Annotated in this window: 20 protein-coding genes; 14 read left to right on the top strand and 6 right to left on the bottom strand. The window is 70.1% G+C overall.

The genetic code is table 11. The annotated features are described in order from the left end of the window. Positions 1 to 218 precede the first annotated feature (218 nt). Positions 219 to 2303: a propionate catabolism operon regulatory protein PrpR gene (prpR, locus tag BTH_RS11215; protein WP_009894174.1), complete on the bottom strand. Its 2085-nt coding sequence runs from the start codon at positions 2301 to 2303 to the stop codon at positions 219 to 221. 217 nt (positions 2304 to 2520) lie between these two features. Here prpR and prpB point away from each other — a divergent pair, with 217 nt between their 5' ends. From prpB to prpF, 4 genes are all read left to right on the top strand, one after another. Continuing rightward, positions 2521 to 3414 (top strand): methylisocitrate lyase, encoded by an 894-nt coding sequence (gene prpB / locus BTH_RS11210; RefSeq protein ID WP_009894173.1) that lies wholly within the window; start codon positions 2521 to 2523, stop codon positions 3412 to 3414. A 48-nt stretch (positions 3415 to 3462) separates the two neighbouring features. Beyond that, positions 3463 to 4635 (top strand): bifunctional 2-methylcitrate synthase/citrate synthase, encoded by a 1173-nt coding sequence (gene prpC, locus BTH_RS11205; protein WP_009894172.1) that lies wholly within the window; start codon positions 3463 to 3465, stop codon positions 4633 to 4635. Between the two features lie 73 nt (positions 4636 to 4708). Further along, positions 4709 to 7303: a Fe/S-dependent 2-methylisocitrate dehydratase AcnD gene (gene acnD / locus BTH_RS11200; protein WP_009894171.1), complete on the top strand. Its 2595-nt coding sequence runs from the start codon at positions 4709 to 4711 to the stop codon at positions 7301 to 7303. Between the two features lie 153 nt (positions 7304 to 7456). Beyond that, on the top strand, positions 7457 to 8647 hold the full coding sequence (gene prpF, locus BTH_RS11195) for a 2-methylaconitate cis-trans isomerase PrpF (RefSeq protein ID WP_009894170.1): 1191 nt from the start codon (positions 7457 to 7459) through the stop codon (positions 8645 to 8647). A 74-nt stretch (positions 8648 to 8721) separates the two neighbouring features. On the opposite strand, the gene BTH_RS11190 is transcribed toward prpF, so the two are convergent. Then, positions 8722 to 9165 carry a PaaI family thioesterase gene (locus tag BTH_RS11190; protein WP_009894169.1) on the bottom strand — a complete coding sequence of 148 codons (444 nt, stop codon included), beginning with the start codon at positions 9163 to 9165 and terminating at the stop codon, positions 8722 to 8724. 636 nt (positions 9166 to 9801) lie between these two features. Between BTH_RS11190 and BTH_RS11185 the strand changes: the two genes are divergently transcribed. The 5 genes from BTH_RS11185 (at position 9802) to BTH_RS11165 (ending at position 14694) form a co-directional block, all read left to right on the top strand. Further along, a complete protein-coding gene (locus BTH_RS11185) occupies positions 9802 to 9993 on the top strand; it encodes a DUF1843 domain-containing protein (RefSeq protein ID WP_009894168.1) in 192 nt (63 codons plus the stop codon). A gap of 87 nt (positions 9994 to 10080) precedes the next feature. Continuing rightward, positions 10081 to 10719, top strand: coding sequence for a DUF1842 domain-containing protein (locus BTH_RS11180; RefSeq protein ID WP_009894167.1), 639 nt, complete (start codon positions 10081 to 10083; stop codon positions 10717 to 10719). Between the two features lie 52 nt (positions 10720 to 10771). Then, a complete protein-coding gene (locus BTH_RS11175) occupies positions 10772 to 11362 on the top strand; it encodes a DUF1842 domain-containing protein (RefSeq protein WP_009894166.1) in 591 nt (196 codons plus the stop codon). A 61-nt stretch (positions 11363 to 11423) separates the two neighbouring features. Beyond that, positions 11424 to 12899, top strand: a complete 1476-nt coding sequence (locus BTH_RS11170; RefSeq protein WP_009894165.1) for a GDL motif peptide-associated radical SAM/SPASM maturase — start codon at positions 11424 to 11426, stop codon at positions 12897 to 12899. Positions 12900 to 13080: 181 nt separating this feature from the next. Beyond that, complete coding sequence (locus BTH_RS11165; protein ID WP_009894164.1) at positions 13081 to 14694, top strand: methyl-accepting chemotaxis protein; 1614 nt, start codon at positions 13081 to 13083, stop codon at positions 14692 to 14694. Positions 14695 to 14739: 45 nt separating this feature from the next. On the opposite strand, the gene BTH_RS11160 is transcribed toward BTH_RS11165, so the two are convergent. Next, positions 14740 to 16503: an MFS transporter gene (locus tag BTH_RS11160; RefSeq protein ID WP_011401540.1), complete on the bottom strand. Its 1764-nt coding sequence runs from the start codon at positions 16501 to 16503 to the stop codon at positions 14740 to 14742. A gap of 35 nt (positions 16504 to 16538) precedes the next feature. Here BTH_RS11160 and BTH_RS11155 point away from each other — a divergent pair, with 35 nt between their 5' ends. Then, positions 16539 to 17420: a LysR family transcriptional regulator gene (locus tag BTH_RS11155; protein ID WP_009894162.1), complete on the top strand. Its 882-nt coding sequence runs from the start codon at positions 16539 to 16541 to the stop codon at positions 17418 to 17420. A 191-nt stretch (positions 17421 to 17611) separates the two neighbouring features. Here the strand turns inward: BTH_RS11155 and BTH_RS11150 are convergent, their stop codons facing one another. Continuing rightward, entirely contained in the window at positions 17612 to 18715 is a 1104-nt protein-coding gene (locus tag BTH_RS11150; protein ID WP_009894161.1) for an AGE family epimerase/isomerase, read from the bottom strand. 108 nt (positions 18716 to 18823) lie between these two features. Here BTH_RS11150 and BTH_RS11145 point away from each other — a divergent pair, with 108 nt between their 5' ends. The 3 genes from BTH_RS11145 (at position 18824) to BTH_RS34435 (ending at position 21741) form a co-directional block, all read left to right on the top strand. Next, positions 18824 to 19519: an MgtC/SapB family protein gene (locus BTH_RS11145; protein ID WP_009894160.1), complete on the top strand. Its 696-nt coding sequence runs from the start codon at positions 18824 to 18826 to the stop codon at positions 19517 to 19519. Positions 19520 to 19549: 30 nt separating this feature from the next. Further along, on the top strand, positions 19550 to 21388 hold the full coding sequence (locus tag BTH_RS34440) for a hypothetical protein (RefSeq protein WP_011401538.1): 1839 nt from the start codon (positions 19550 to 19552) through the stop codon (positions 21386 to 21388). A gap of 197 nt (positions 21389 to 21585) precedes the next feature. Then, on the top strand, positions 21586 to 21741 hold the full coding sequence (locus BTH_RS34435) for a hypothetical protein (RefSeq protein WP_009894156.1): 156 nt from the start codon (positions 21586 to 21588) through the stop codon (positions 21739 to 21741). Positions 21742 to 22014: 273 nt separating this feature from the next. Here the strand turns inward: BTH_RS34435 and BTH_RS35105 are convergent, their stop codons facing one another. Further along, positions 22015 to 22218 carry a hypothetical protein gene (locus BTH_RS35105; RefSeq protein ID WP_223297133.1) on the bottom strand — a complete coding sequence of 68 codons (204 nt, stop codon included), beginning with the start codon at positions 22216 to 22218 and terminating at the stop codon, positions 22015 to 22017. A gap of 401 nt (positions 22219 to 22619) precedes the next feature. Here BTH_RS35105 and BTH_RS11120 point away from each other — a divergent pair, with 401 nt between their 5' ends. After that, positions 22620 to 23099, top strand: a complete 480-nt coding sequence (locus BTH_RS11120; RefSeq protein WP_009894154.1) for a GNAT family N-acetyltransferase — start codon at positions 22620 to 22622, stop codon at positions 23097 to 23099. A gap of 222 nt (positions 23100 to 23321) precedes the next feature. On the opposite strand, the gene BTH_RS11110 is transcribed toward BTH_RS11120, so the two are convergent. Next, positions 23322 to 23732 carry a DUF4087 domain-containing protein gene (locus BTH_RS11110; RefSeq protein ID WP_009894151.1) on the bottom strand — a complete coding sequence of 137 codons (411 nt, stop codon included), beginning with the start codon at positions 23730 to 23732 and terminating at the stop codon, positions 23322 to 23324. Positions 23733 to 23738: the final 6 nt, after the last annotated feature.

Genomic DNA, 23738 nt, shown 5'->3' with positions numbered 1-23738 from the left:
GGAGAAGGGCGTGAGCGTGCGCTTCGTCGCCCGCGTCCGGATGCGCGATGTCGCGCGTGTTTCGCACGCGGCGAGCGGCGCATGGCGGACGGCGAGGCACGGCGCGGCGCGGCGCGAGCGGCGAGCGACGAGCGGAGCGGGACGCGTCGCGGCGGGTGAGCGGCGCGACGCATTCGCGACTTTCAAGTGGTCGAGCGCACGGCGCCGGAAATCGGAAATCAGGAACGGGAGGCGGGGCTCTGGGCATCGTCGCCGTGGTCGTTGCCGCCGCCACCACCGCCACCACCGCCGCGCGCTTTCCCTTCGCTCGCCGCGAGCTTGCGCCACAGCGTCGTCTTGCTGATGCCGAGCATCGCGCATGCGCGATCGCGATCGCCGCCGCATGCGTCGAGCGCGGCGCGGATCTCGTCGGCTTCCGCGCGCCGGCGGCGCTGCACGAGCGTCGGGCGCCGCGCATCGGCGTCGCGGCCGACATCGCCGCCCACATCGCCGCCATTCAGGTCGCCGCCGCGGCCTGCCGCGAACGCATCGAGCGCGAGCACCTCGGGCGCGATCGCGCGCAGCGTGTCGACGCTCACGGCCGCGTCGCCGCGCTCGGCTGCGTCGGCGAGCTCCACCGCAATCCGCTCGATCACATTCTGCAGCTCGCGCACGTTGCCGGGCCATCGATAGCGGATCAGCGCGGCGTTCGCGGCGTCGAGCGCGCGCGCCGCGTCGTGCGCGTCGCGCAGCCGCTCGGCGAGCCGCGGCTCGCGCCGTGCGGCCTGCGCGAGCAGCGTCGCGGCGAGCGCGGGAATGTCGGCCGCGCGCTCGCGCAGCGGCGGCAGCCCAATGTTCAGGATGTTCAGCCGGTAATACAGATCCGCGCGGAACGCGCCGGCCTCGACGGCCGCGAAGAGCGGCCGGTGCGTCGCCGCGACGACGCGGATGTCGATCGGAACCGGCTCGGTCGAGCCGACGCGCACGACCTCGCGCTCCTGCAGCACGCGCAGCAGCCGGCTTTGCAGCGACGGCGGCATCTCGCCGATTTCGTCGAGAAACAGCGTGCCGCGATGCGCGGCTTCGAAGAGCCCCGCCTTGCCGCCGCGCCGCGCGCCGGTGAACGCGCCTTCCTCGTAGCCGAACAGCTCGCTCTCGAGCAGCGATTCGGGAAACGCGCCGCAGTTGACCGCGACGAACGGATACTTGCGGCGCGCGGACAGCGCGTGCAGGCTCTGCGCGATCATCTCCTTGCCGGTGCCGCTCTCGCCGAGGATCAGCACGGTCGCGTCCGATTTCGCGTAGCGTCGCGCGAGATCGCGCGCGTGCGCGATCGCGGGCGTCGCGCCGACGATGTCGTCGAGCCGGTAGCGCGCGGTGAACTGCTGCGCGTGCTGATGCGAGCGCAGCGTGCGGTCGAGCCGCTCGACCGCGCGCGATTCCTGGAACGTCAACACGCTGCCGGGCGCGCCGCTGCTCGCGGCGAGCGGCCCGCGATGGACGACGTAGCGCACGCCGCGCACGGTCGCGAGCGTGTCGCCGTCGGCCGCGCGCAGCGTGCGCAGCTCGGGCGTCAGGTCGTCCAGCGCGCGGCCCACCGCGGCCGACGGCGACACGCCGAGCGCGAGCGCGAGCCGCTCGTTGATCGCCTCGACGCGGCCCTCGCGGTCGAGCGCGACGACGCCGTCGCGCAGATGCTGCAGCAGGTTGTCGAGGCGCTCGCGGCGCAGCGCTTCCGCGTGCGTCGCATGCGCGACCTCGAGCGCCGTGTTGACGGCCGCGCGCACCGACGCGTGCGAATAGACGAACACCGCGCCCATCCCGGCATTCGCCGCGAGATCGGTGACGAGCCCCGGCCCGACGACGGTCTCGATGCCTCGCTCGCGCATTTCGAGCACGCGCGTCTCGGCCTCCTGCGCGCTCTGGTACGACGCGAACACGACGTCGAGCCCATACGCGGCCGCGAAGCTGCGCACCTCGGGCGGCGTCTCGCCGTAGCTGACGAGCGCGATCCGGCGCGCGTCGCGCCGCGCGCGGGCGAGTGCGTGCATCACGTCGAAGCCGGTCGGGTTGACGAGCACGACGGGCACGCGCACGCGCGCCTTCAGATAGGTGCCGTTCGAGCCGGCGGCGACGATCGCGTCGGGGCGCTCGGCGCCCGCCGTCGCGAGCGCGGTGATCGCCTCCTCGTAGCCGCGCGCGATGATCCGCAGGTCGGCGCGCTCCTCGTATTCGTCGGCGATGTCGCGAAAGAGCGCGCGCAGCCGGCTGATGCCGACCGCCCAGACGCGCGGCCGCACGCCGGTTTCGGGTAGGGTGCTCATGCTGAGTGAAGGAACGCGGCGCGCGCCGCGTCGGGGCGATGACAGAAGATGAATTGCATTATCGCGCGTGGATTTCAATTTTGGAATTTCAATTTCCATATTGAAATCATCTGACCAGCGCACCGAGTCCGGAAAGCGCGCAGAATCAGCGGGTTAGCGGCCGCCGGCGCATCTGGCCCGGACCTTGCTATTTACCGGCATCTTTCAGGAGGAGTCGATGGGCAACCCACAACTGATCAGCGCCGGCGCGAAATTCCGCGCGGCGGTCGCGGCCGAGCAGCCGCTGCAGGTGGTCGGCGCGATCACCGCGTACGCCGCGAAAATGGCCGAGGCGGTCGGCTTCAAGGCGGTCTATCTGTCGGGCGGCGGCGTCGCCGCGAACTCGCTCGGCATTCCCGATCTCGGCATCAGCACGATGGACGACGTGCTTGTCGACGCGAACCGGATCACGAACGCGACGAACCTGCCGCTGCTCGTCGACATCGACACCGGCTGGGGCGGCGCGTTCAACATCGCGCGCACGATCCGCTCGTTCATCAAGGCGGGCGTGGGCGCCGTGCACCTCGAGGACCAGGTCGGCCAGAAGCGCTGCGGCCACCGTCCGGGCAAGGAATGCGTGCCGACGGGCGAGATGGTCGACCGGATCAAGGCGGCCGTCGACGCGCGCACCGACGAAACCTTCGTGATCATGGCGCGCACCGACGCCGCGGCGGCCGAGGGCATTGATTCGGCGATCGAGCGCGCGATCGCGTACGTCGAGGCGGGCGCCGACATGATTTTCCCCGAGGCGATGAAGACGCTCGACGACTATCGCCGCTTCAAGGAAGCGGTGAAGGTGCCGATCCTCGCGAACCTGACGGAGTTCGGCTCGACGCCGCTCTTCACGCTCGACGAGTTGAAGGGCGCGAACGTCGACATCGCGCTCTACTGCTGCGGCGCGTACCGCGCGATGAACAAGGCCGCGCTGAATTTCTACGAGACGGTGCGCCGCGACGGCACGCAAAAGGCCGCGGTGCCGACGATGCAGACGCGCGCGGAGCTGTACGAGTATCTCGGCTATTACGCTTACGAAGAGAAGCTGGACCAGCTCTTCAGCCAAGGCCGGAACTGAAGCACCGAAGCACGGATTCAAGGATTCGAACCCCAGGAGAGTATAAGGATGAGCGAGACGAAGGAAGCAGCAGCAACGGGCGCCGCGGGCGGTTTCAAGCCGAAGAAGTCGGTCGCGCTGTCGGGCGTCGCGGCGGGCAACACCGCGCTCTGCACGGTCGGCAAGACCGGCAACGATCTGCATTACCGCGGCTATGACATTCTCGATATCGCCGGCTCGAGCGAATTCGAGGAGATCGCGCACCTGCTCGTGCACGAGACGCTGCCGAACGTGACCGAGCTGGCCGCGTACAAGGCGAAGCTGCGCGCGATGCGCGGGCTGCCCGCGAACGTGAAGGCGGCGCTCGAATGGATTCCGGCGTCCGCGCATCCGATGGACGTGATGCGCACCGGCGTGTCGGTGCTCGGCACCGTGCTGCCCGAGAAGGACGACCACAACCTGCCGGGCGCGCGCGACATCGCGGACCGGCTGATGGCCTCGCTCGGCTCGATGCTGCTGTACTGGTATCACTACTCGCACAACGGCCGGCGCATCGAAACCGAAACCGACGACGACTCGATCGGCGGCCACTTCCTGCACCTGCTGCACGGCAAGGCGCCGTCGAAATCGTGGGTCGACGCGATGCATACGTCGCTGATCCTGTACGCGGAGCACGAGTTCAACGCATCGACGTTCACGGGCCGCGTGATCGCCGGCACGGGCTCGGACATGTATTCGTCGATCACGGGCGCGATCGGCGCGTTGCGCGGGCCGAAGCACGGCGGCGCGAACGAGGTCGCCTACGAGATCCAGAACCGCTACCGCACGCCCGACGAGGCGGAAGCCGACATCCGCCGCCGCGTCGAGAACAAGGAAGTCGTGATCGGCTTCGGCCACCCGGTCTACACGATCTCCGATCCGCGCAACAAGGTGATCAAGGAAGTCGCGCGCAAGCTGTCGAAGGAAGCGGGCGACCTGAAGCTCTTCAACATCGCCGAGCGGCTCGAATCGGTGATGTGGGAGATCAAGAAGATGTTCCCGAACCTCGACTGGTTCAGCGCGGTGTCGTACCACATGATGGGCGTGCCGACCGCGATGTTCACGCCGCTGTTCGTGATCGCGCGCACGTCCGGCTGGAGCGCGCACATCATCGAGCAGCGGGTGGACAACAAGATCATCCGCCCGAGCGCGAACTACACCGGGCCGGAAGACCTGAAGTTCGTGCCGATCGAGAAGCGCTGATCGGCGGCATCCGGCGGCCGGGCGTCGCGCCCGGCCGTTTCGCGACGATCGTTACCCAGTCTGTCCCCACGCAATGAACACTGCCAACCGCAAACCCCTGCCCGGCACGCCGCTCGATTACTTCGACGCGCGCGCCGCCGTCGACGCGATCCGCCCGGGCGCGTACGACACCCTGCCGTACACGTCGCGCGTGCTCGCCGAGAACCTCGTGCGCCGGTGCGACCCGGCGATCCTCGCCGATTCGCTGACGCAGCTCATCGAGCGCAAGCGCGAGCGCGATTTCCCGTGGTTCCCGGCGCGCGTCGTCTGCCACGACATCCTCGGCCAGACCGCGCTCGTCGATCTCGCGGGCCTGCGCGACGCGATCGCCGAACGCGGCGGCGATCCGGCGAAGGTGAATCCGGTCGTGCCGGTGCAACTGATCGTCGACCATTCGCTCGCCGTCGAATGCGGCGGCTTCGATCCGGACGCGTTCGCGAAGAACCGCGCGATCGAGGATCGCCGCAACGAGGATCGCTTCCACTTCATCGAGTGGACGAAGAAGGCGTTCGAGAACGTCGACGTGATCCCGCCCGGCAACGGCATCATGCACCAGATCAATCTGGAGAAGATGTCGCCCGTGATCCAGGCGCAGGACGGCGTCGCGTACCCGGACACCTGCGTCGGCACCGACAGCCACACGCCGCACGTCGACGCGCTCGGCGTGATCGCGATCGGCGTGGGCGGGCTGGAGGCGGAGAACGTGATGCTCGGCCGCGCGTCGTGGATGCGGCTGCCGGACATCGTCGGCGTCGAGCTGACCGGCAAGCGCCAGCCCGGCATCACCGCGACCGACGTCGTGCTCGCGCTCACCGAATTCCTGCGCAAGGAGAAGGTGGTCGGCGCGTATCTGGAATTTCGCGGCGAGGGCGCGAAGAGCCTCACGCTCGGCGATCGCGCGACGATCTCGAACATGGCCCCCGAATACGGCGCGACGGCCGCGATGTTCTTCATCGACGAGCAGACGATCGACTACCTGCGCTTGACGGGCCGCAGCGACGAGCAGGTGAAGCTCGTCGAGACGTACGCGAAGGCGGCGGGCCTGTGGGCCGACAGCCTCGCGAACGCGCAATACGAGCGCACGCTGACGTTCGATCTGTCGAGCGTCGTGCGCAACATGGCCGGCCCGTCGAATCCGCACCGGCGGCTGCCGACGTCGGACCTCGCCGCGCGCGGGATCGCCGGCAAGTGGGAAGAGAAGCCGGGCGAGATGCCCGACGGCGCGGTGATCATCGCCGCGATCACGAGCTGCACGAACACGAGCAACCCGCGCAACGTGATCGCCGCGGCGCTGCTCGCGCGCAACGCGAACGCGCGCGGCCTCGCGCGCAAGCCGTGGGTGAAGAGCTCGCTCGCGCCCGGCTCGAAGGCGGTCGAGCTGTACCTGAAGGAAGCGAACCTGCTGCCGGAGCTGGAGAAGCTCGGCTTCGGCATCGTCGCGTTCGCGTGCACGACCTGCAACGGAATGTCCGGCGCGCTCGACCCGAAGATCCAGCAGGAGATCGTCGATCGCGACCTGTACGCGACGGCCGTGCTGTCCGGCAACCGCAACTTCGACGGCCGCATCCACCCGTACGCGAAGCAGGCGTTCCTCGCGTCGCCGCCGCTCGTCGTCGCGTACGCGATCGCGGGCACGATCCGCTTCGACATCGAGAAGGACGCGCTCGGCCACGACAAGGACGGCAAGCCCGTCACACTGAAGGACATCTGGCCGACCGACGAGGAGATCGACGCGATCGTCGCGTCGAGCGTGAAGCCCGAGCAGTTCCGCACCGTCTACGAGCCGATGTTCGCGCGTCGCGCCGATGCCGGCGAGCGCGCGGCGCCGCTGTACGACTGGCGGCCGCAGAGCACGTACATTCGCCGTCCGCCCTACTGGGAAGGCGCGCTCGCGGGCGAGCGCACGCTCGCGGGCATGCGCGCGCTCGCCGTGCTCGGCGACAACATCACGACCGATCACCTGTCGCCGTCGAACGCGATCCTGCCGACGAGCGCGGCGGGCGAATACCTCGCGAAGATGGGCCTGCCCGAGGAGGACTTCAACTCGTACGCGACGCACCGCGGCGATCACCTGACCGCGCAGCGCGCGACGTTCGCGAACCCGACGCTCGTCAACGAGATGGCGGTCGTCGACGGCGAAGTAAAGAAGGGCTCGCTCGCGCGCGTGGAGCCGGAAGGCAAGGTCATGCGGATGTGGGAGGCGATCGAGACCTACATGAACCGCAAGCAGCCGCTCGTCGTGATCGCGGGCGCGGATTACGGCCAGGGCTCGTCGCGCGACTGGGCGGCGAAGGGCGTGCGGCTCGCGGGCGTCGAGGCGATCGTCGCGGAGGGCTTCGAGCGGATTCATCGCACGAACCTGATCGGCATGGGCGTGCTGCCGCTCGAGTTCAAGCCGGGCGTGAACCGCACGACGCTCGCGATCGACGGCACCGAGACGTTCGACGTGATCGGCGAGCGCACGCCGCGCGCCGACCTGACGCTCGTGATCCGCCGCAGGAACGGCGAGCGCGTCGAGGTGCCGGTCACGTGCCGGCTCGATACGGCCGAGGAAGTGTCGATTTACGACGCGGGCGGCGTGCTGCAGCGCTTCGCGCAGGACTTTCTCGAATCGTCGAAGGCGGCGTGACGGCGCGGTGACGCGCCTTCACCGGGCGATGCGGTGACGCGTCGCCGCGGGTCCGTTCGCCCGAGCGGTGAGCGGACCCGAATCACTGGCTTTGCAAGGGATCGGAGTCGGTGCCCAAGCGCGCGCTCCGATCGACACAGGACATCACGAACCATGGCTCACGTACCTCAAATCAAGATTCCCGCGACCTACCTGCGCGGCGGCACCAGCAAGGGCGTGTTCTTCCGGCTGCAGGACCTGCCCGAGGCCGCGCGGCAGCTGGGTGCCGCGCGCGACGCGCTGCTCTCGCGCGTGATCGGCAGCCCGGACCCGTACGGCAAGCAGATCGACGGGATGGGCGGCGCGAGCTCGAGCACGAGCAAGACGGTGATCGTCGCGAAGAGCGCACGGCCCGATCACGACGTCGACTACCTGTTCGGCCAGGTGTCGATCGACAAGCCGTTCGTCGACTGGAGCGGCAACTGCGGCAACCTGTCGGCGGCGGTCGGCCCGTTCGCGATCGCGGGCGGCCTGATCGACCCGGCGCGCGTGCCGCACAACGGCGTCGCGACCGTGCGGATCTGGCAGGCGAACATCGGCAAGACGATCGTCGCGCATGTGCCGATCACGGACGGCGCGGTGCAGGAGACGGGCGATTTCGAGCTCGACGGCGTGACGTTCCCGGCCGCCGAGGTGCAGCTCGAATTCATGGACCCGGCAGCCGACGAGGAAGGCGCGGGCGGCGCGATGTTCCCGACCGGCAACGTCGTCGACGATCTCGACGTGCCCGGCGTCGGCACGCTGAAGGCGACGATGATCAACGCGGGCATTCCGACGATCTTCGTCGACGCCGAGGCGATCGGCTATACCGGCACCGAATTGCAGGACGCGATCAATTCGGATGCGAAGGCGCTCGCGATGTTCGAGACGATCCGCGCGCACGGCGCGCTGCGCATGGGCCTGATCGGCTCGCTCGACGAGATCGCGACGCGCCAGCACACGCCGAAGGTGGCGTTCGTCGCGAAGCCGGCCGACTACGTCGCCTCGAGCGGCAAGCGCGTCGCGGCCGCCGACGTCGACCTGCTCGTGCGCGCGATGTCGATGGGCAAGCTGCACCACGCGATGATGGGCACGGCGGCCGTCGCGATCGGCACTGCGGCCGCGATTCCCGGCACGCTGGTGAACCTCGCCGCGGGCGGCGGCGCGCGCCGCGAGGTGCGCTTCGGCCATCCGTCGGGCACGCTGCGGGTCGGCGCCGAAGCGAAGCAGGATGGCGGCGAGTGGGTCGTCACGAAGGCGATCATGAGCCGCAGCGCGCGCGTGCTGATGGAAGGCTGGGTGCGCGTGCCGGGCGACGCGTTCTGACGCGGCGGGGCGCGGGGCGTGCGGCGCTCGGGCGTTCGGCGGCCACGCCGCCGCGCGCCTTCCCCGAACGGGCCCTACGCCTTTTCTTCAACCGCGTCCGGCTCGCGCCCGTCGCCGACCCGGTTGATCGTCCCTTGCGCGACCGCGACGAGCCGCTCGTGGTCGCCGTCGATCACGAACACGTGGCACTGGCAGGTCGCCTGATTCCGTCCCGCATAAATCAGCTTCGCGCGTGCGATCAGCGTGCCGACGACGGCCGGGCGCAGGTAATTGATCTTGTATTCCCCCGTGACGACGCGCGGCCCGAGCGCGAGCGCGCCCGCGAACGTCAGCGCGTTGTCCGCCAGGTAGCTGATGACGCCGCCGTGGACGAAGCCGTACTGCTGCCTGAGCTCGTCGCGGATCGGCAAGCGCAGCGACGCCTCATCGCCGCCGATGTGCACGAGCTCGGTGCCGAGCAGCATGCTGAAGGGTTGCGCGCGCAGGGCGCCGCGCGCGTGGTCCACGATGTCGGTCATCGACGTTCCTTCGCTATCGATTGAATTGATACGTTGAACAATTCGGCGCGCCGCACGCGCCGCCGATGCAATCCGGCTCTTTGCGCTCCACTCTAGGAAGGGGGCGGGCGATACGCAAGGAAATTCGTCGTGCCGTCGCACTAGGGTCCGTTCACGCCAATAACGGGCTTGCGCTGGCCGTCCGCCGGGCGTTTCGCGGCACCCCGCGACGCAACGGCCCGCGACGCGACGGCGCGGCCGGGCATCGCGCGAGTGGCGCGCCGCAACGCGCATCGCGCCGGCCGCACGTCCGGCGCGCCACTACCAATTCTGGTAGATAGCGAAAGCGCGCAGGCGAACTACCCTTAGTACGCGGACCAATCGACAACATGGAAGCGCTCCGCCGCACTGGCGGGCGCACGGGGACAACCGCGTTACCGCCGTGGACCGACGATGCACCGGTTCAAGAGGATAACGAATGGAAAATCGCGCGCGGCGAACAGCACGGCACGTGACACCGTTTTGCCGCGCGGCGGCGACCGCATCATTCATCGACGCAATTTCCGATCCTGCACAGATACGACAGCCGGATGCACTTCGCTGCTGCAGGAGAGATCGCGGGGCTGTCGGCCATCGTTCATTTTCAGCGAGGAAAACATGAATCAAGCACACGGTCATCCGATCACGCCTTATGGCGTCGCGATCCATCAGGCGATCGCGGACGGCGATCTCGCGCAGATGAAATCGCTGCGCACGCAGGCGCAGGCGCTGCTCGGCCAGCAGGGCAATCTCGCTACCGCGCTCGAGCTTCTCGAAGTCGAGATCGCCAAGCTCGAACGGAGGAAGTAGCCGCGCGTCCGCCGCTCCGGCCCGCCGTGTCGCCGTGGCGGCATTTCAGCGTGTCGTTGTTCAACCACTCGCATCAAGGAGACTCACATGTCCGAAGATCTTCGCGTCGGCCTTTTCCCGGTTCGCTACATCGTCGGCACCGGGCTGCCCGGCGCGCCGCAACTCGTGCTCAATCTGGTGGTCGACACGGTGGAACACAGCGTCGTCGGCGCCGCGGCGATTTCGCAGGCCGTGAGTCCGCCGCTCAACTTCCACGCCGACGTCTGGGGCACCTACGTGTTCCGGCTCGGCCCGCCGCCGCGCCGCGACGGCCGCGGCGCGATCGTGCAGATCGCGCTGCAGGGCAATCAGGGCGGCCCGCACTCGAATTCGATGATCACGTTCTACGCCGATCTGCTGCTCAAGGGCGACGGCAAGACGGGCGTCGCGTCGTACCGCTACTACTCGAACGGCACCTGGCACGAAGTCGAGAACGTGCCGGTCAAGGCCGATCCGGAACTCGTGCCGCTCGAACCGGGGCCGGTCATCGGCGCTTCGTCGCGGACCGCGTACGGACCGGTGCCGCTGTACGGGGTGACGATCCAGTATGCGGCGGTATCCGGCGATCTCGCGCACATGAAGACGCTCGCCACCTATGCGCGGCAGCAACTGGAAAGCCGCGACGACATCGCGGCCGCGCTGAGCGCGCTGAAAGCGGAAATCGCCAAGCTCGAAAGCCGGCAGTGAGCGGCGCGGCTTTGCATCGACATCGTTCGTTCCTTTTCGAGGAGCTATCGTCATGGCTACTACCGGTCTCTTTCCCGTTCAACTTCGCGTCGCGACGCCCAATCTCGGCGCGCCCGTGCTCTGGCTGTACCTGCTCGTCAATGCGGTCGAGAAGACCGTCTCGGGCTTCGCTCGCATCACCCAGTCGGTCTATCCGCCGCCGCATTTCCGTGCGCGCGTCGTCGGCCAGTTCCATCAAGTGAGGCTCGATCCTCAATCGTCGCCGTCGATCGCGCTCACCCTCACGGGCAGCCCGACGGGCCCCGTCGCGCCGCAGGTCGTGATTCTGGAGCTCAACGGCCTGCTGAACGACGACTGGCAATCGGGCACGGCGAACTACCGCTACTTCTACGAGAGCCGCTGGCATTCGATCGAACATGCGATCGTCACGAAGGACAACTCGCTGATCCCGATCGATGCGCCGCACGAGCACGCGGGCACGCTGTATGGGGTCGGCCTGCAGGAAGCGCGCGCGTCCGGCGACCTGAGCCGGATGAAGGCGCTCGCGCAGCAGGCGGACCAGCAGCTCGCCGATCAGGACGCCATCGCCGCCGAGCTCAAGAAGCTCGAAGCGGAAATCGCGCGGCTCGAAGCGCGCCGCTGAGCGCTCCCGCGCCGCCTGCCGCACGCGCGGCAGGCGGCCCCCCCAACGAGGAGACATCGACATGAGCACAACGGACGCGCGCCCGGCCCGCTACCTGATCGACAGCGACTATCAACGCTTCGTCCCGGTTCATGCCGTTTGGGAAATCACGCTCGCCTGCGATCTCAAGTGCCTGCACTGCGGTTCGCGGGCCGGCCGCCGGCGGACCAACGAGCTGAGCACGGACGAATGCCTCGAAGTAATCGAGGCGCTTGCGCGGCTCGGCACGCGCGAGGTGTCGATGATCGGCGGCGAGGCGTATCTGCGCAAGGACTGGACGCAACTGATCCGCGCGATCCGCTCGCACGACATGTATTGCGCGATCCAGACGGGCGGCCGCAATCTGACGCCGAAGCGCCTCGCGGAGGCGGTCGACGCGGGCCTGAACGGCGTCGGCGTGTCGCTCGACGGGCTCGCGCCGCTGCACGACAAGGTGCGCAACGTGCCGGGCGCGTTCGAGCGCGCCGTCGACACGTTGCGCCGCGCGCGCGACGCGGGCCTTGCGGTGAGCGTCAACACGCAGATCGGTGCCGAGACGATGGAGGATCTGCCCGCGCTGATGGACACGATCATCGAGCTTGGCGCGACGCACTGGCAGATCCAGTTGACGGTCGCGATGGGCAACGCGGTGGACAACGACGAGGTGCTGCTGCAGCCGTACCGGCTCGCCGAGCTGATGCCGCTCCTCGCGAAACTGTATACGGACGGCATGAACCGCGGGCTGTTGATGACGGTCGGCAACAACATCGGCTATTACGGGCCGTACGAGCACCTCTGGCGCGGCTTCGGCGACGAGCGCGTGCACTGGACCGGCTGCGCGGCCGGCCAGACCGTGATCGCGCTCGAAGCGGACGGCACCGTGAAAGGCTGCCCGTCGCTCGCGACGGTCGGCTTTTCCGGCGGCAACGTGCGCGACATGTCGCTCGAAGACATCTGGCGCACGAGCGAGGGCATCCATTTCGGGCGGCTGCGCTCGGTCGACGATCTGTGGGGCTTCTGCCGCACCTGCTACTACGCGGATGTTTGCCGCGGCGGCTGCACGTGGACGTCGCATTCGCTGCTCGGCAAGCCGGGCAACAACCCGTACTGCCACTATCGCGTGCTCGAGCTGCAGAAGCAGGGCCTGCGCGAGCGGATCGCGAAGGTGCAGGACGCGGGCCCGGCATCGTTCGCGGTGGGCCGCTTCGATCTCGTGACCGAGCGCATCGCCGACGGCGAGCCGGTGTCGAGCATCGTCCGCTCGGGGCAGGTGATCGAACTCGCGTGGAAGAACAAGGGCAAGCGCTCGCCGGACGTCGGGCGCGTGCCGTCGAGAATGAAGCTGTGCCGCAATTGCGACGGCTACGTTCACGCGACCGAGCATACCTGCCCGCATTGCGGCAGCGACATCGACGCGGCGGCGCGCGCCCACGAACAGCAAACGCAGCGCCGGCACGCGCTGATGAACGATCTGGAGCGTCTGCTCGGACTGCCGGCGTCGACGTTCGACGGCGCGTGACGCCCGCGCGGCCGCGCCCGGCTCGGGCCCGTTCTCGGCGGGCGCGGGCTCCAGGCCGCGCATTTTCGGCGGGCGTCGAACGATCGTAGAGCCCCTACGCCGCGTGCGTGATCGCTCAAGTCCGCCGCCGAAATGCCGCTAACGCCAAGGCAGTATCTCTTCTTGGCTCTAACGGAATTTCATGTTCAGCAAAATCAAGCTCGCATCCGGCCTGCTCGGCGTGCTCGTCGTGTTCTGCCTGTTTCTGATCGCGGTCGAGGGGCTCGGCTTCTGGTCGCTGTCCGCGTCGCGCAGCAACGTCGACGATCTGTCCAACGTCGCGATCAAGCAGGCCGACGCGGCGACCGTCGCGACCCAGCACATGCTCGACGCCCGCACCAATCTGTCCCGCGCCAGCACGCGGATGGTGAAGGGCGATCCGATGCCCGCCGAGACGCTCCAGCACGTGCGCGACCAGCTCGCGCTCGCCGACCGCGCGTTCGCCGCCTTCACGGCCGCGCCGACGATCAGCGCCGAGAACACCGAGCGCGCGGCGGCGCTCACCGACCGCTACCGCAAGTACCACGCCGCGCTCGTCGATCTCGTGCAGTTCCTCGAATCCAACAACATGCAGGCGTTTCTCGATCAGCCGACGCAGCAGATCCAGGACGCGTATCTCGGCGAACTGCGCACGTTCTCCGAATTCAGCAGCCGCACGAGCGAGCACGCGCTCGGCATGATCGACACCGGGATGCACTGGTTCGAGACGGTCGGCGCGGTGCTGCTCGCGCTGATGCTCGCGTGCATCGCGGGGATCTACGCCGTCGCGCGGCGTGCGGTGGTCGCGCCGCTCGCGCAGGCGGGCGTGCATTTCGACCGGATCGCGCAAGGCCGCCTCGACGAGACGGTGGCGCCGCACGGCGTGCATGAAATCGAGCGGCTGCTGCGCGGGCTCGCCGACATGCAGGCGAGCGTCGCGGGCACCGTGCGCGTCGTGCGCAACGCGTCGAACGCGATCCACCTGGGCGCGGCCGAGATCGCGAGCGGCAACGCGGACCTGTCCGCGCGCACGTCGAGCCAGGCCGCATCGCTCGAGCAAACGGCGGCGAGCATGGAGGAGCTGACCGCGACCGTGCGGCAGAACAGCGATAGCGCGCGCGCGGCGAGCTCGCTTGCCGACGACGCGCTGCGAACGACGAAGAACGGCGCAGCGATCGTCGACGACGTGGTCGACAAGATGCACGGCATCGCGCGCAGCTCGGGCCGCATCGCGGAGATCATCGCGGTGATCGACGGCATCGCGTTCCAGACCAACATCCTCGCGCTGAACGCGGCCGTCGAGGCGGCGCGCGCGGGCGAGGAGGGGCGTGGCTTCGCGGTGGTCGCGGGCGAGGTGCGCGCGCTCGCGCAGCGCAGCGCGCAGTCGGCCAAGGAGATCAAGCTGCTGATCGAGGAATCGGTCGCGCAGATCGACGGCGGCTCCGAGCTCGTCGAGCGCGCGGGCGAGGCGATGCGCTCGGTGTCCGCGTCGATCGAGCGGGTCGCGCAGACGATGACCGAGATCACGGCCGCGTCGGTCGAGCAGAGCGCGGGAATCGAGCAGGTCAACCAGGCGGTCACGCAGATGGAGCAGTTGACGCAGCAGAACGCGGCGCTCGTCGAGGAAGTCGCGGCGGCGGCCGGTTCGCTCAACGAGCAGACCGAGCAGTTGCAGCAGTCGGTCTCGGTGTTCGAGCTCGGCGATGCGCGCGAACGCCGGCCCGCCGCCGGCGCGGCGCGTGCCGGCGCGGCCGCGCCGCAACGCGCGGGCGCGTAGCCGCGCAGGTATCGGGCGCGCGGCGCGGGCGGCGCGGATCGCGCGTCATCGGCCGCTCCGCTTGCCGCGCATCGAGCGCGCTCCTGCGGCCCGCCCCGGCTTCGCGCCGACGAGCAGCCGCACCGCGACGGCCGCCGCGAGCGCGAACGCGCCGCTCACGCACAGCGCGAGCGCGAAGCCGCTCGCGAAGCCGGCGGGCGCGATTTGCGCGAGCGCCGCGCCCGTTTGCGGCGGCAGGCCGCGTATCGCCTGCGCGAGATCGCCCGCGAGCAGGCTCGACATGAAGCGCGGATCGAGCGCGCCGAGCAGCTCCGGCGCGTGCGCGACGCGCTCGGCGAGCGCCGCGTGGGTTCGCGCGGCGAGCACCGCGCCGAGCACGCCGACCGAGGTCACGATTGCGGAAAAACGCGTCGTCGTGCTGATCCCGGACGCCATTCCGGTCCGCTCCGGCGGCACGCACGCCATGATCGCCTTCTGCGTGTCGCCGTTCAGGATGCCCGCGCCGCATCCGGTGACCAGCATCCCGAGCGCGACGAGACCGTCATGCGACGCGCCCGCGAGCGCGGCGGTCACGAAATCGCCGATGCCGATCAGCGCGAGCCCGCAGCCGAGCACGGTCGCGGCCGGCGCGCGCGCCGACAGCGCCGCGCCGAGCGAGGGCCCGACGATCATCGCGAGCGCGAACGGCAGCATGCCGAGCCCCGCGGCGATCGCCGACATCCCGAAGCCGATCTGCAGGTAGAGCGGCAAGAACGTCATCATCACCTGCGCGCACGCCGCGTAGCCGAACATCGCGAGCAGCGCGCCGACGAAGCGTGGCTCTCGAAACAGCGCGAGATCGATCATTGGACGCCGCTGCCAGCGCTCGGCGGCCGCGAACGCGACGAAGAGCGCCGCGCTCGCCGCGAAGCGCGCGAGCGTGCCGGGCGCCGCCCAGCCGTGCGGCGGCGCGTCGATCAGCGCCCAGATGCCGAGCGCGAGCGCCGAGCCGAACAGCACGCTGCCCGGCGCGTCGATGCGCTTTGCGTGCGGATCGCGCGAATCGTCGATCGTCGCGCAGACGGCCGCGGCGAGCGCGATGCACACCGGCAGGTTCAGCAGGAAGATCCAGCGCCATCCGATCCATTGCGCGATCGCGCCGCCGGCGAGCGGGGCGATCGTCGTCGCGATGCCCATGCACATGCCCCAGACCGCCCACGCACGCGCACGGTCTCGGCCGTCGGGGAAGCGGTTCGCGATCACGGCGAGCGCCGACGTCAGCAGCATCGCGGCGCCGACGCCCTTGACCGCGCGCGCGACGTTGAGCGATGCGGCCGACGGCGCGAGCCCGCAGCCGAGCGACGCGACGAAGAACACGGCGAGCCCGGCGAGCAGCACGCGCTTGCGGCCCGCGCGGTCGGCGAGGCCGCCCGCCGGCAGCAGGCAAGCGGCGAACGCGGTCATGTACGCGCTCACCACCCATTCGATGTCCGCGAAGCTCGCATGAAACGTGCGGGCGATCGACGGCAGCGATACCGCGACGACGTTCGTGTCGAGCACGATCAGCGAGCAGACCGCGGACGCGGTGGCGAGCGCGTGCCGCGCGGCGCTGCGGTGCGCGGGCGGCGCGTCGGCGCACGGCGCGGCAAGGGGCGCCGGCACGGGCGAGCGGACGGACGTGGACGCGGCGGGCGGCCCCGACGCAGGAAGGACGGGCTCCATCGGAGCGGATCGAGAAGGCGCGTCGTGCATGCCGGACACCATGATGCGAACGGGAGAGCGGCATGTTAGGCTGGGCGGCTGTTGCGTGTCATTGCTACAGAAATTCATCTTTATTGCATAAGAGAGCAATAAAGGAGCAATCAATGGATCGCCTCGAACTGCGCCACGTCCGTGCATTTCTCTGCGTCGCGCGGCATCTGCACTTCGCTCGCGCGGCGGACGAGCTCGACATCGCGCCGCCCGCGCTGACGCGGCTCGTTCAGGATGCGGAGCGGCTTCTCGGCGTGCGGCTGTTCCATCGCACGCGGCGCTCGGTCGCGCTGAGCGCGGCGGGCGAGGTCTACCTGAGCGAGGCGCAGACGGCGCTCGCGCATCTCGCGCGCGGCCGCGAGTTGGCGGCGCTCGCCGAGCGCGGCGAGATCGGGCGGATCGAGGTGGGGTACGTGTCGTCGGCTGCGTATGCGGGCGTGCTGCAACGCACGGTCGGCGCGTTTCGCGACGCGCATCCGCGCATCGGCGTCGACGTGCGCGAAGTGCCGATGGGCGACGTCGCCGCGCAGCTCGACGCGGGCACGCTCGACGTCGCGTACGTGCGCCCGCCGCTGCCGTTGCCCGAAGGCGTGTCGACGCACACCGTGCATCGCGACGTGTTCGTCGCCGCGGTGCCCGGGCATTCGCCGCTCGCGGCGCGCGCGTCGATTCGCCCGGCCGCGCTGGCGGGCGAGCGCTTCGTCGTGCCCGAGCAGGCGCTCGGCACGCTGGAGGTTGCGCGCCGCGGGCGTTTCGAGCCGATCGTCGACGCGCGGCCGGGCGCGCTCGTCGCGGTGCTCGCGCACGTGTCCGTCAGCGGAGGCGTCGCGGTCGTGCCGCAGGCGCTCGTCGGCTGCGTGTCGCTGCCGGGCGTCGTGTATCGGCCGATCGAAGGCAAGCCGATTCCGTCGGCGGTGGCGATCGCGTATCGCAAGCATGAGAAAGCGCCCGCGGTGCGCGCGTTCGTGCGGTACGTGCGACAGGCGGTGATTTAGCGCAGCGGCGATTCGCGTGCGCGGCGGCGCTCGAGGCTCGATGCGCGAATCGCGAGATGCGAGGCCGCAAATGAGCCGGCCTGTCCGAAATCGGGGCGGCTTTCGCGCCGGCGCGCGGCCGCTTGTGGTCGCGGCGGCGTCGTCGGCCGATCGTGCGGCGCGCCCCGCGCATCAGCGCGGCGCGCGACGCGTCACGCCTCCGCGGGCAACGACGCGTACGCGGTCGCGAGGTGATAGGGCGTCGTCGACGGCATGTCCGCGCGCGACACGTCGCCCCGCGCGGTCTTGCACTCGTACCAGCCGCGCGGATGCAGGAATCGCTCGGCGAAGCGCGCGATCTGGCGGGCGAGCGCGTCCGGCTCGCCGCCGTGCGTCGCGAGCGCGCGCAGATACTCGGTTTGCGCCCAGATCCGCTGCGTGCCGTCGATGCATGCGCCGCGCGCGTCGGTCGCCGCGCACACGCCGCCCGTGTCCGGATCGACGCCGTGCCGCTGCGCGAACGCGTACGCGCGCGCGAGCGCGCCGGGCAGGCCGGTCGCCGCGAGCCGCGCGCCCGCCGCGCCGACGAGATAGAACCATTCGAACTGATGGCCGGGCTCGAAGCGATTGCCCTCGCGGCCAAGCGGCAGCTCCGCGACGCAGCCGGTATGCGGATCGACGAACGTGCGCTCGACCGCCTGCGCGGTGCGCAGCAGCGCGTCGTCGAACGCGGTCTCGCCGAACGCGCGGCTCGCGGCGAGCCAGCCTTCGGTCAGGTGCATCAGCGGATTCTGCAGCGGGCCGCCCGCAGCCGCGGCGAAGTCCTCGCCGCGCGCGGAATCGAGGAGTGCGTTGCCCGGCTGCGGCGCGAAGCGATCGACGATCAGCGCCGCCGTGCGTTGCGCGAGCTCGCGCGCGTCGCGGTTGCCGAACGCCGCGAAATACTCGGCGCACGCGAACACGACGAACGCGTGCGTATACAGATCCTTCGTGCGGTCGAGCGGTGCGCCCTGTGCGTCGACGCTGTAAAACCAGCCGTCGTGGCGCGGATCGCGAAAGTGGCGGCACAATGCGGCAAAGAGCGCGTGCGCGTGCTCGGCATCGCCCGCCTGCGAGAATACGAACAACTGGCGCGCGCACGCCATCGCGCGATAGCGGGTGACGGGCAGCGGTGCGTGCGTGTCCGGCGCAACGGCCTCGAACGGCAGTTGCAGCGCCGGGTTGAAGCCGGGGCCGCGCCAGAGCGGCAAGACGATTTGCGCGAAGTGGCGGCGCAATCGGGCGGCCTGGCCGGAAACGGTGACGGGGGCGGACATGACGGATGACGGCGCGGTTGGCAGTGGAGGAACGCGGCACCGCACGCGCGGGCCGAGCGGCAAGGATAAAGCATGCGGCCCGCCGCCGTCGAACATGGGAGAGCATGGATGTTGAACAACGTCGAACTCATCATGCGGCTGATTCTCGCGGCGGCGCTCGGCAGCGTGATCGGCATCGAGCGCGAGCGCCTGTCTTGGGCGGCCGGGCTGCGCACGCACATGCTCGTGTGCGTGGGCTCGGCGCTCATCATGATCGTGTCGGCGTTCGGCTTCGCCGACGTGCTCGGCCAGGCGCACGTCGACCTCGATCCGTCGCGGATGGCCGCGCAGGTCGTGTCGGGAATCGGCTTTCTCGGCGCGGGGTCGATCCTGCTGCGCGGCGAGATCGTCCGCGGGCTGACGACGGCCGCGAGCCTGTGGTCGGTCGCGGCCGTCGGGCTCGCGGTGGGCGGCGGGCTGTACGCGGCGGCGATCGCGGCGACGGTCATCATTCTCGTGATCCTTGCCGGCATCAAGCCGCTCGAGCGCCGCTACCTGACCGTGCGCCAGCGCCGCCATCTCGTGCTGCTCGTCGAGCGCGGCACGCTGACGTTCGATTCGCTGCACGCGGCGCTCGGCGTCGACAGCGCGCGCGTCAAGCGCTTCATCGTCCAGCAGAGCGAGGATGCGGCGGACAGCGACGAAGTGACGATCGCGCTCGGCCGCGTGTCGGACGCCGAATACGGCAGCATTTGCGCGCGGCTGCGGCAGTTGCCGGGCGTGAAAGGTTTTGCCGAGCAGAAGAGCGGCTTGCCGGACGATTGACGCGCGGGCTCGCGCGGCGGGCGTGAGACAATGCCGCCTTCCCGAAATTGCTCGAAGCCGAGTCAGGCGCGCGTGCGGCGCGCCGCTGAACGATCCATGACCGATTCCGCAGCATCCTCACGTCCCCGTTCTTCCCGTTCGCCCACGACCAAGCGGCGGCCGCGCGCCGCAGCGGCGAGCGGCCGCGTGCAGTCGCGCGCGGCGGCCCGCCCCGGCGGCGACGCCGCCGCGCGCGACGCGTTTCGCGACGAGCGCACGCTCGATCTGTTCGGCGCCGCCGCAGGAAACGACGAGGTGACGGGCGAGGCGGCCGCCGGCGCGGCCGTCGACGGCGCCGAACGAGACGCCGAACGAGACGCCGAACGAGACGCCGAACGAGACGCCGAACGAGACGCGGCGGGCGCGCAACCGCGCCGGCTCGATGGCTTCGAACAGTCGCGGCGCGACGCCAGCGCGCGCGCCGCGCGTGCGACGGTGCGCGGGGCGCAGCCGGCCGGCGAACAGGCGGATCTGCTGAGCGGATTCGCAGAAGCGCAGGCGGCGGATACGCGGGACGCGCAACGTGACGCCGACGGGCGCGCCGCCGCCGAAGCGGCGCACGAGCGCCCGCGGGCCGCGGCTGCGGCGGACGAAGGCGCGGGCGCCGAGGCGGGTTCCAGCGAGCCCGCGTTGGCGGACACGCAGGCGCGGCGACGCAACGGGCCCGCGGCCGGCGCATCCGAGCCGATGGTGACGACGTCCGGCACCGACGACGCGACGGCTGCCCGGCCGCCGCGTTCGCGCCGCCCGTCCGCGCGCCGCTCGGACAGCGACAGGCCGGCGGCCGAACGCGGTGCGCGTGAAGGCCGCGCGGGCGAAGGCGAGGTTTCGGACGGCGGGGCGGCTGGAGGCCGGGCGGTCGGAGGCGAAGCGGCGGGAAGTCGAGGTGTCCCGGCTAGCGCGGCTCGCGGTGCGCCGGCTGGGCCCGTGGCGAGTCGGGACGCGGCGGCGCCTGACCCGGCGGCCGAAGCCGTGGCGGCGACGGATCGCGAGCCGGCAAACCCGGCTCGAGCCGATTCGAGTTCGGAAAGCCCGCAGCCGGCATTGCCGCTCGCGGGCCGCGCGGCGGCCGATGCGGCAATCGACGCGCCTGCGGCGGCGTCGAAATCCCGAAGGGCGCCTGACGCGGGCGGCACCGCAAAACCGGCCGCGTCGAACGGCTATGTGGCCGGCCGTGCCGATCGTTCCGGTGGCGCCGCCGACGGCGCCGACGCGTCGCTCCAGTCCGCCGTCTCGGCCGCGTCTACCGCGTCGCCCATGTCGTCGGCGTCATCTGCGGCTACTGCGGCGTCGATGCCGCACGCGCCGTCGTCGCCGTCCGCATCGCCCACGTTGCCCACGCCGGTTGCACCTTCCGCGTCGTCCGGCGCGTCCATATCGGCTGGTGCCCGCGATCGCCGGAGCGCGCCGCATACGGCTCCCTCACCGTCGGCTTCGCCCGCCGCCCCAGCCGATCTCGACGCGCACCTGCGGCCGCTTGCCGACCGGGTCCGCGCGCTTCAATCGGAAACGCTCGACCTGCGCCGGGCGGCCGATGCGCAGATGCGCCGGGTGAACCGCCTACTGCTCGCGCTCGCGGTGGTTCTGCTCGTCACGCTCGCCGTGTTGATCGCTCAGGCGGTGCAAATGTCGCGGCAGCGCGATCAGTATGCTGCAACGCAGCAACGAATCGACAGGCTGGTTGCCGCGCAGGCGACCCGCGACGCGACGATCGCGACGCTGTCGCAGCGCCAGGATGAACTCGGTGCGCAGGTCGATCGCCTGACGAGCCGTCTGTCGAGCACCGCGACGCCGGTCAAGCGGATGCACGCCCCGCGCCGCCGGCGCTGAATGAAAAAAAGGGACGCACCGGACTTCTGCGGCGCGATGACGCACGTCTGTTGCGACGTCGCAACGAGCCGGCTCCATTCACGGCGGAAAAGGGCGATTTGCGAGATTTTTGCTGCGACGCACTAGATGTTCCTAGGGAAAACCCCTAGAATTACATCTAAGGGAAAACCCTAGACGTTAGCTGACAGGAGTCGCAAATGAGCCTCATCTTCGCGCTGCTTCAAAAGATCGAAGACCTTTTCACGTCGCCGCATCTGCCGCTCGACGCCGACTATTCGTACAAGGCCCGCCACGCCGAGGCGGAGCGCGTGCGCAAGTCGCACGTCTCGCAAGTCGGCCTGATCCGCCGCTGATTCTTGCCGACGGCGCATACGCGCCCCGGACGTCGCGGTTCGGGCGCGCGTCGGCGAATGGCGTGCGATATCGGATTCGATGACGGCCGCCGCAGCGGCCCCGATTGGCGTTGCGGCGGCGAATTAGTCTGCCGCCAGGCCGACGGCGTCGAGGCCGTGCGCGGAGCGCCTGCGCCGGCACGAATCGACGGGCGCGCCTCGCCGTGCCGCCGCAAACCGCTGCCGCGCCCTTGCCGGCCGAGCGTCCGGCTGTGGGCGACCGTGCGGCGGCCGCTATCGTGCCGGCGACGCGAACCGTCGCGTGCGGCTTCGCCGGCGCGGCATTGACGGCGCAACTGCCCCGTCGCGATGGAGGCCGATCACGGCGGCAATCGCGGCGGCGCCGCGCACAGCGCCGGCGGCGAACGTCGCCGACTTCTCGTTGAATTGCGCGACCGCGCCGCCGAGCGGCGCCGGCAGGCCGATCGCGAAGGCCATCGCGGCGGCGAGCCGCGACGAGCCGCGAGCCCGAAAGCGCGCCGGGCAACCTCTCGAATCGTGACGATCGCGAGCCGCGGACCAATCCCCCGTCGGCATGCCGAAGCCGCCGAATGCGGCGCCGGGCATCGCCATCGAACGACACCGCATCGCTTGCCGGTTGCCGGCGCGCCGACTATCGAAACGCTCCGATCGGCGAGACCGCCGCCGCCCGCCTGCGCGGGACTTTCTCCCGCGTTCGACGCGAGCGGCAGACGCGCGCTCGCGACGCCGGCGCCGAACGCGACAAGCGAATAGCCGGCTCCGAACCCGCCCGTCACCGGCAAGCGAATTCCGATTCGCGCAATCCCGCGTCGCCCGCTACACTGACTGATAGACCCGCTTCTTCGAACAGGTGCGGCATGTTGCAGATGCGTCCGATGACCCAGACGGAATTCCGCGAATACCGCCAGCATGCCGCGCGAGGCTACGCGCGCGATCTGATCGAATCCGGCCAGAGCGCGCCCGACGAAGCCGACGAACGCGCGCTCGCGTGCATCGATACGCTGCTGCCGGATGGGCTTCTCACCGACGATCAGGTGCTGCTGACGCTGAGCGAATCCGCCGGCGGCGCCGTGCTCGGCCACCTGTGGTATGGCGTCGTTACCGAAGGGCCGCATCGGTCGCTGTTCATCTACGATCTCGAAATCGAGCCCGCCTTTCGCCGCCAGGGGTGGGCGACGCGCGTGCTGCAGGCGCTCGAAGACGATGCACGGCAGTTGCACGTGAGCGAGATCGGCTTGTCGGTGTTCAATCACAACACGGCCGCGCTCGCGCTGTATCGCGAGCTGGGCTTCGCCGCCGCGACGACGACGTTCGTCAAGTCGATCGAATCGCCCTGATCGGGCGCTTGCGCGGCCGGCACGTGTGCGGCGCGTCGCGGGACGCGTCCGCGCGCGTCGTGCGGCGCCGGGCATCGATCGGGGCGCGTCAGGGGCTTCGATGCGACGCGGTCGATCCGGCATCCGGCCCGGCGTTCGCGACGACGGCGCGACGCCGCGCGCGTTCCGTCACGTTCCCGATGCGCGTTCCGTTCGCGGTTCGTTCGCGTTCCGTTCGCCCGATTACTCCGGCTCCTTGAGCCGCTTGTCGCGCCGGCACCGCGAAAGCGGCAACTGCTTCGCCTTCAGCACCTTCACGATCCGCCGTTCCGGCTTGGTGGTGACCACCGTGAGACACGCGCAGGCATAGCCGTGCGGGCCGTTGGTTTCGACGTATTGATTGCCCGCCATGTCGGGAATCAGGTCCATTCCTTCGGCTTCGGGGCCGCCCATCGTGCTGAGCGTCCACGAGCCGGTGCGGTCGTCGAGCCACCAGTTGCCGGGCGTCGGATTCTGCAGCCAGCCGCAGCGGATTTCGGCGTGCGCGTGTGGAAGGCCGATCAGCGCGACGGCGAGCGCGGCGAGCAGGTGGCGGCCGGTGCGGCGCGGAGGCGTCGCGGGCGTCGGCGAGCGCCGGGCGGTGGATGCGGTCATGCGGTT

It is taken from the genome of Burkholderia thailandensis E264, assembly GCF_000012365.1.
In the GTDB taxonomy this organism is placed as follows: Bacteria; Pseudomonadota; Gammaproteobacteria; order Burkholderiales; family Burkholderiaceae; genus Burkholderia; species Burkholderia thailandensis.
Note: the sequence above shows the minus strand (reverse complement) of the source record. Positions and strands in the feature narration are given on the sequence as shown.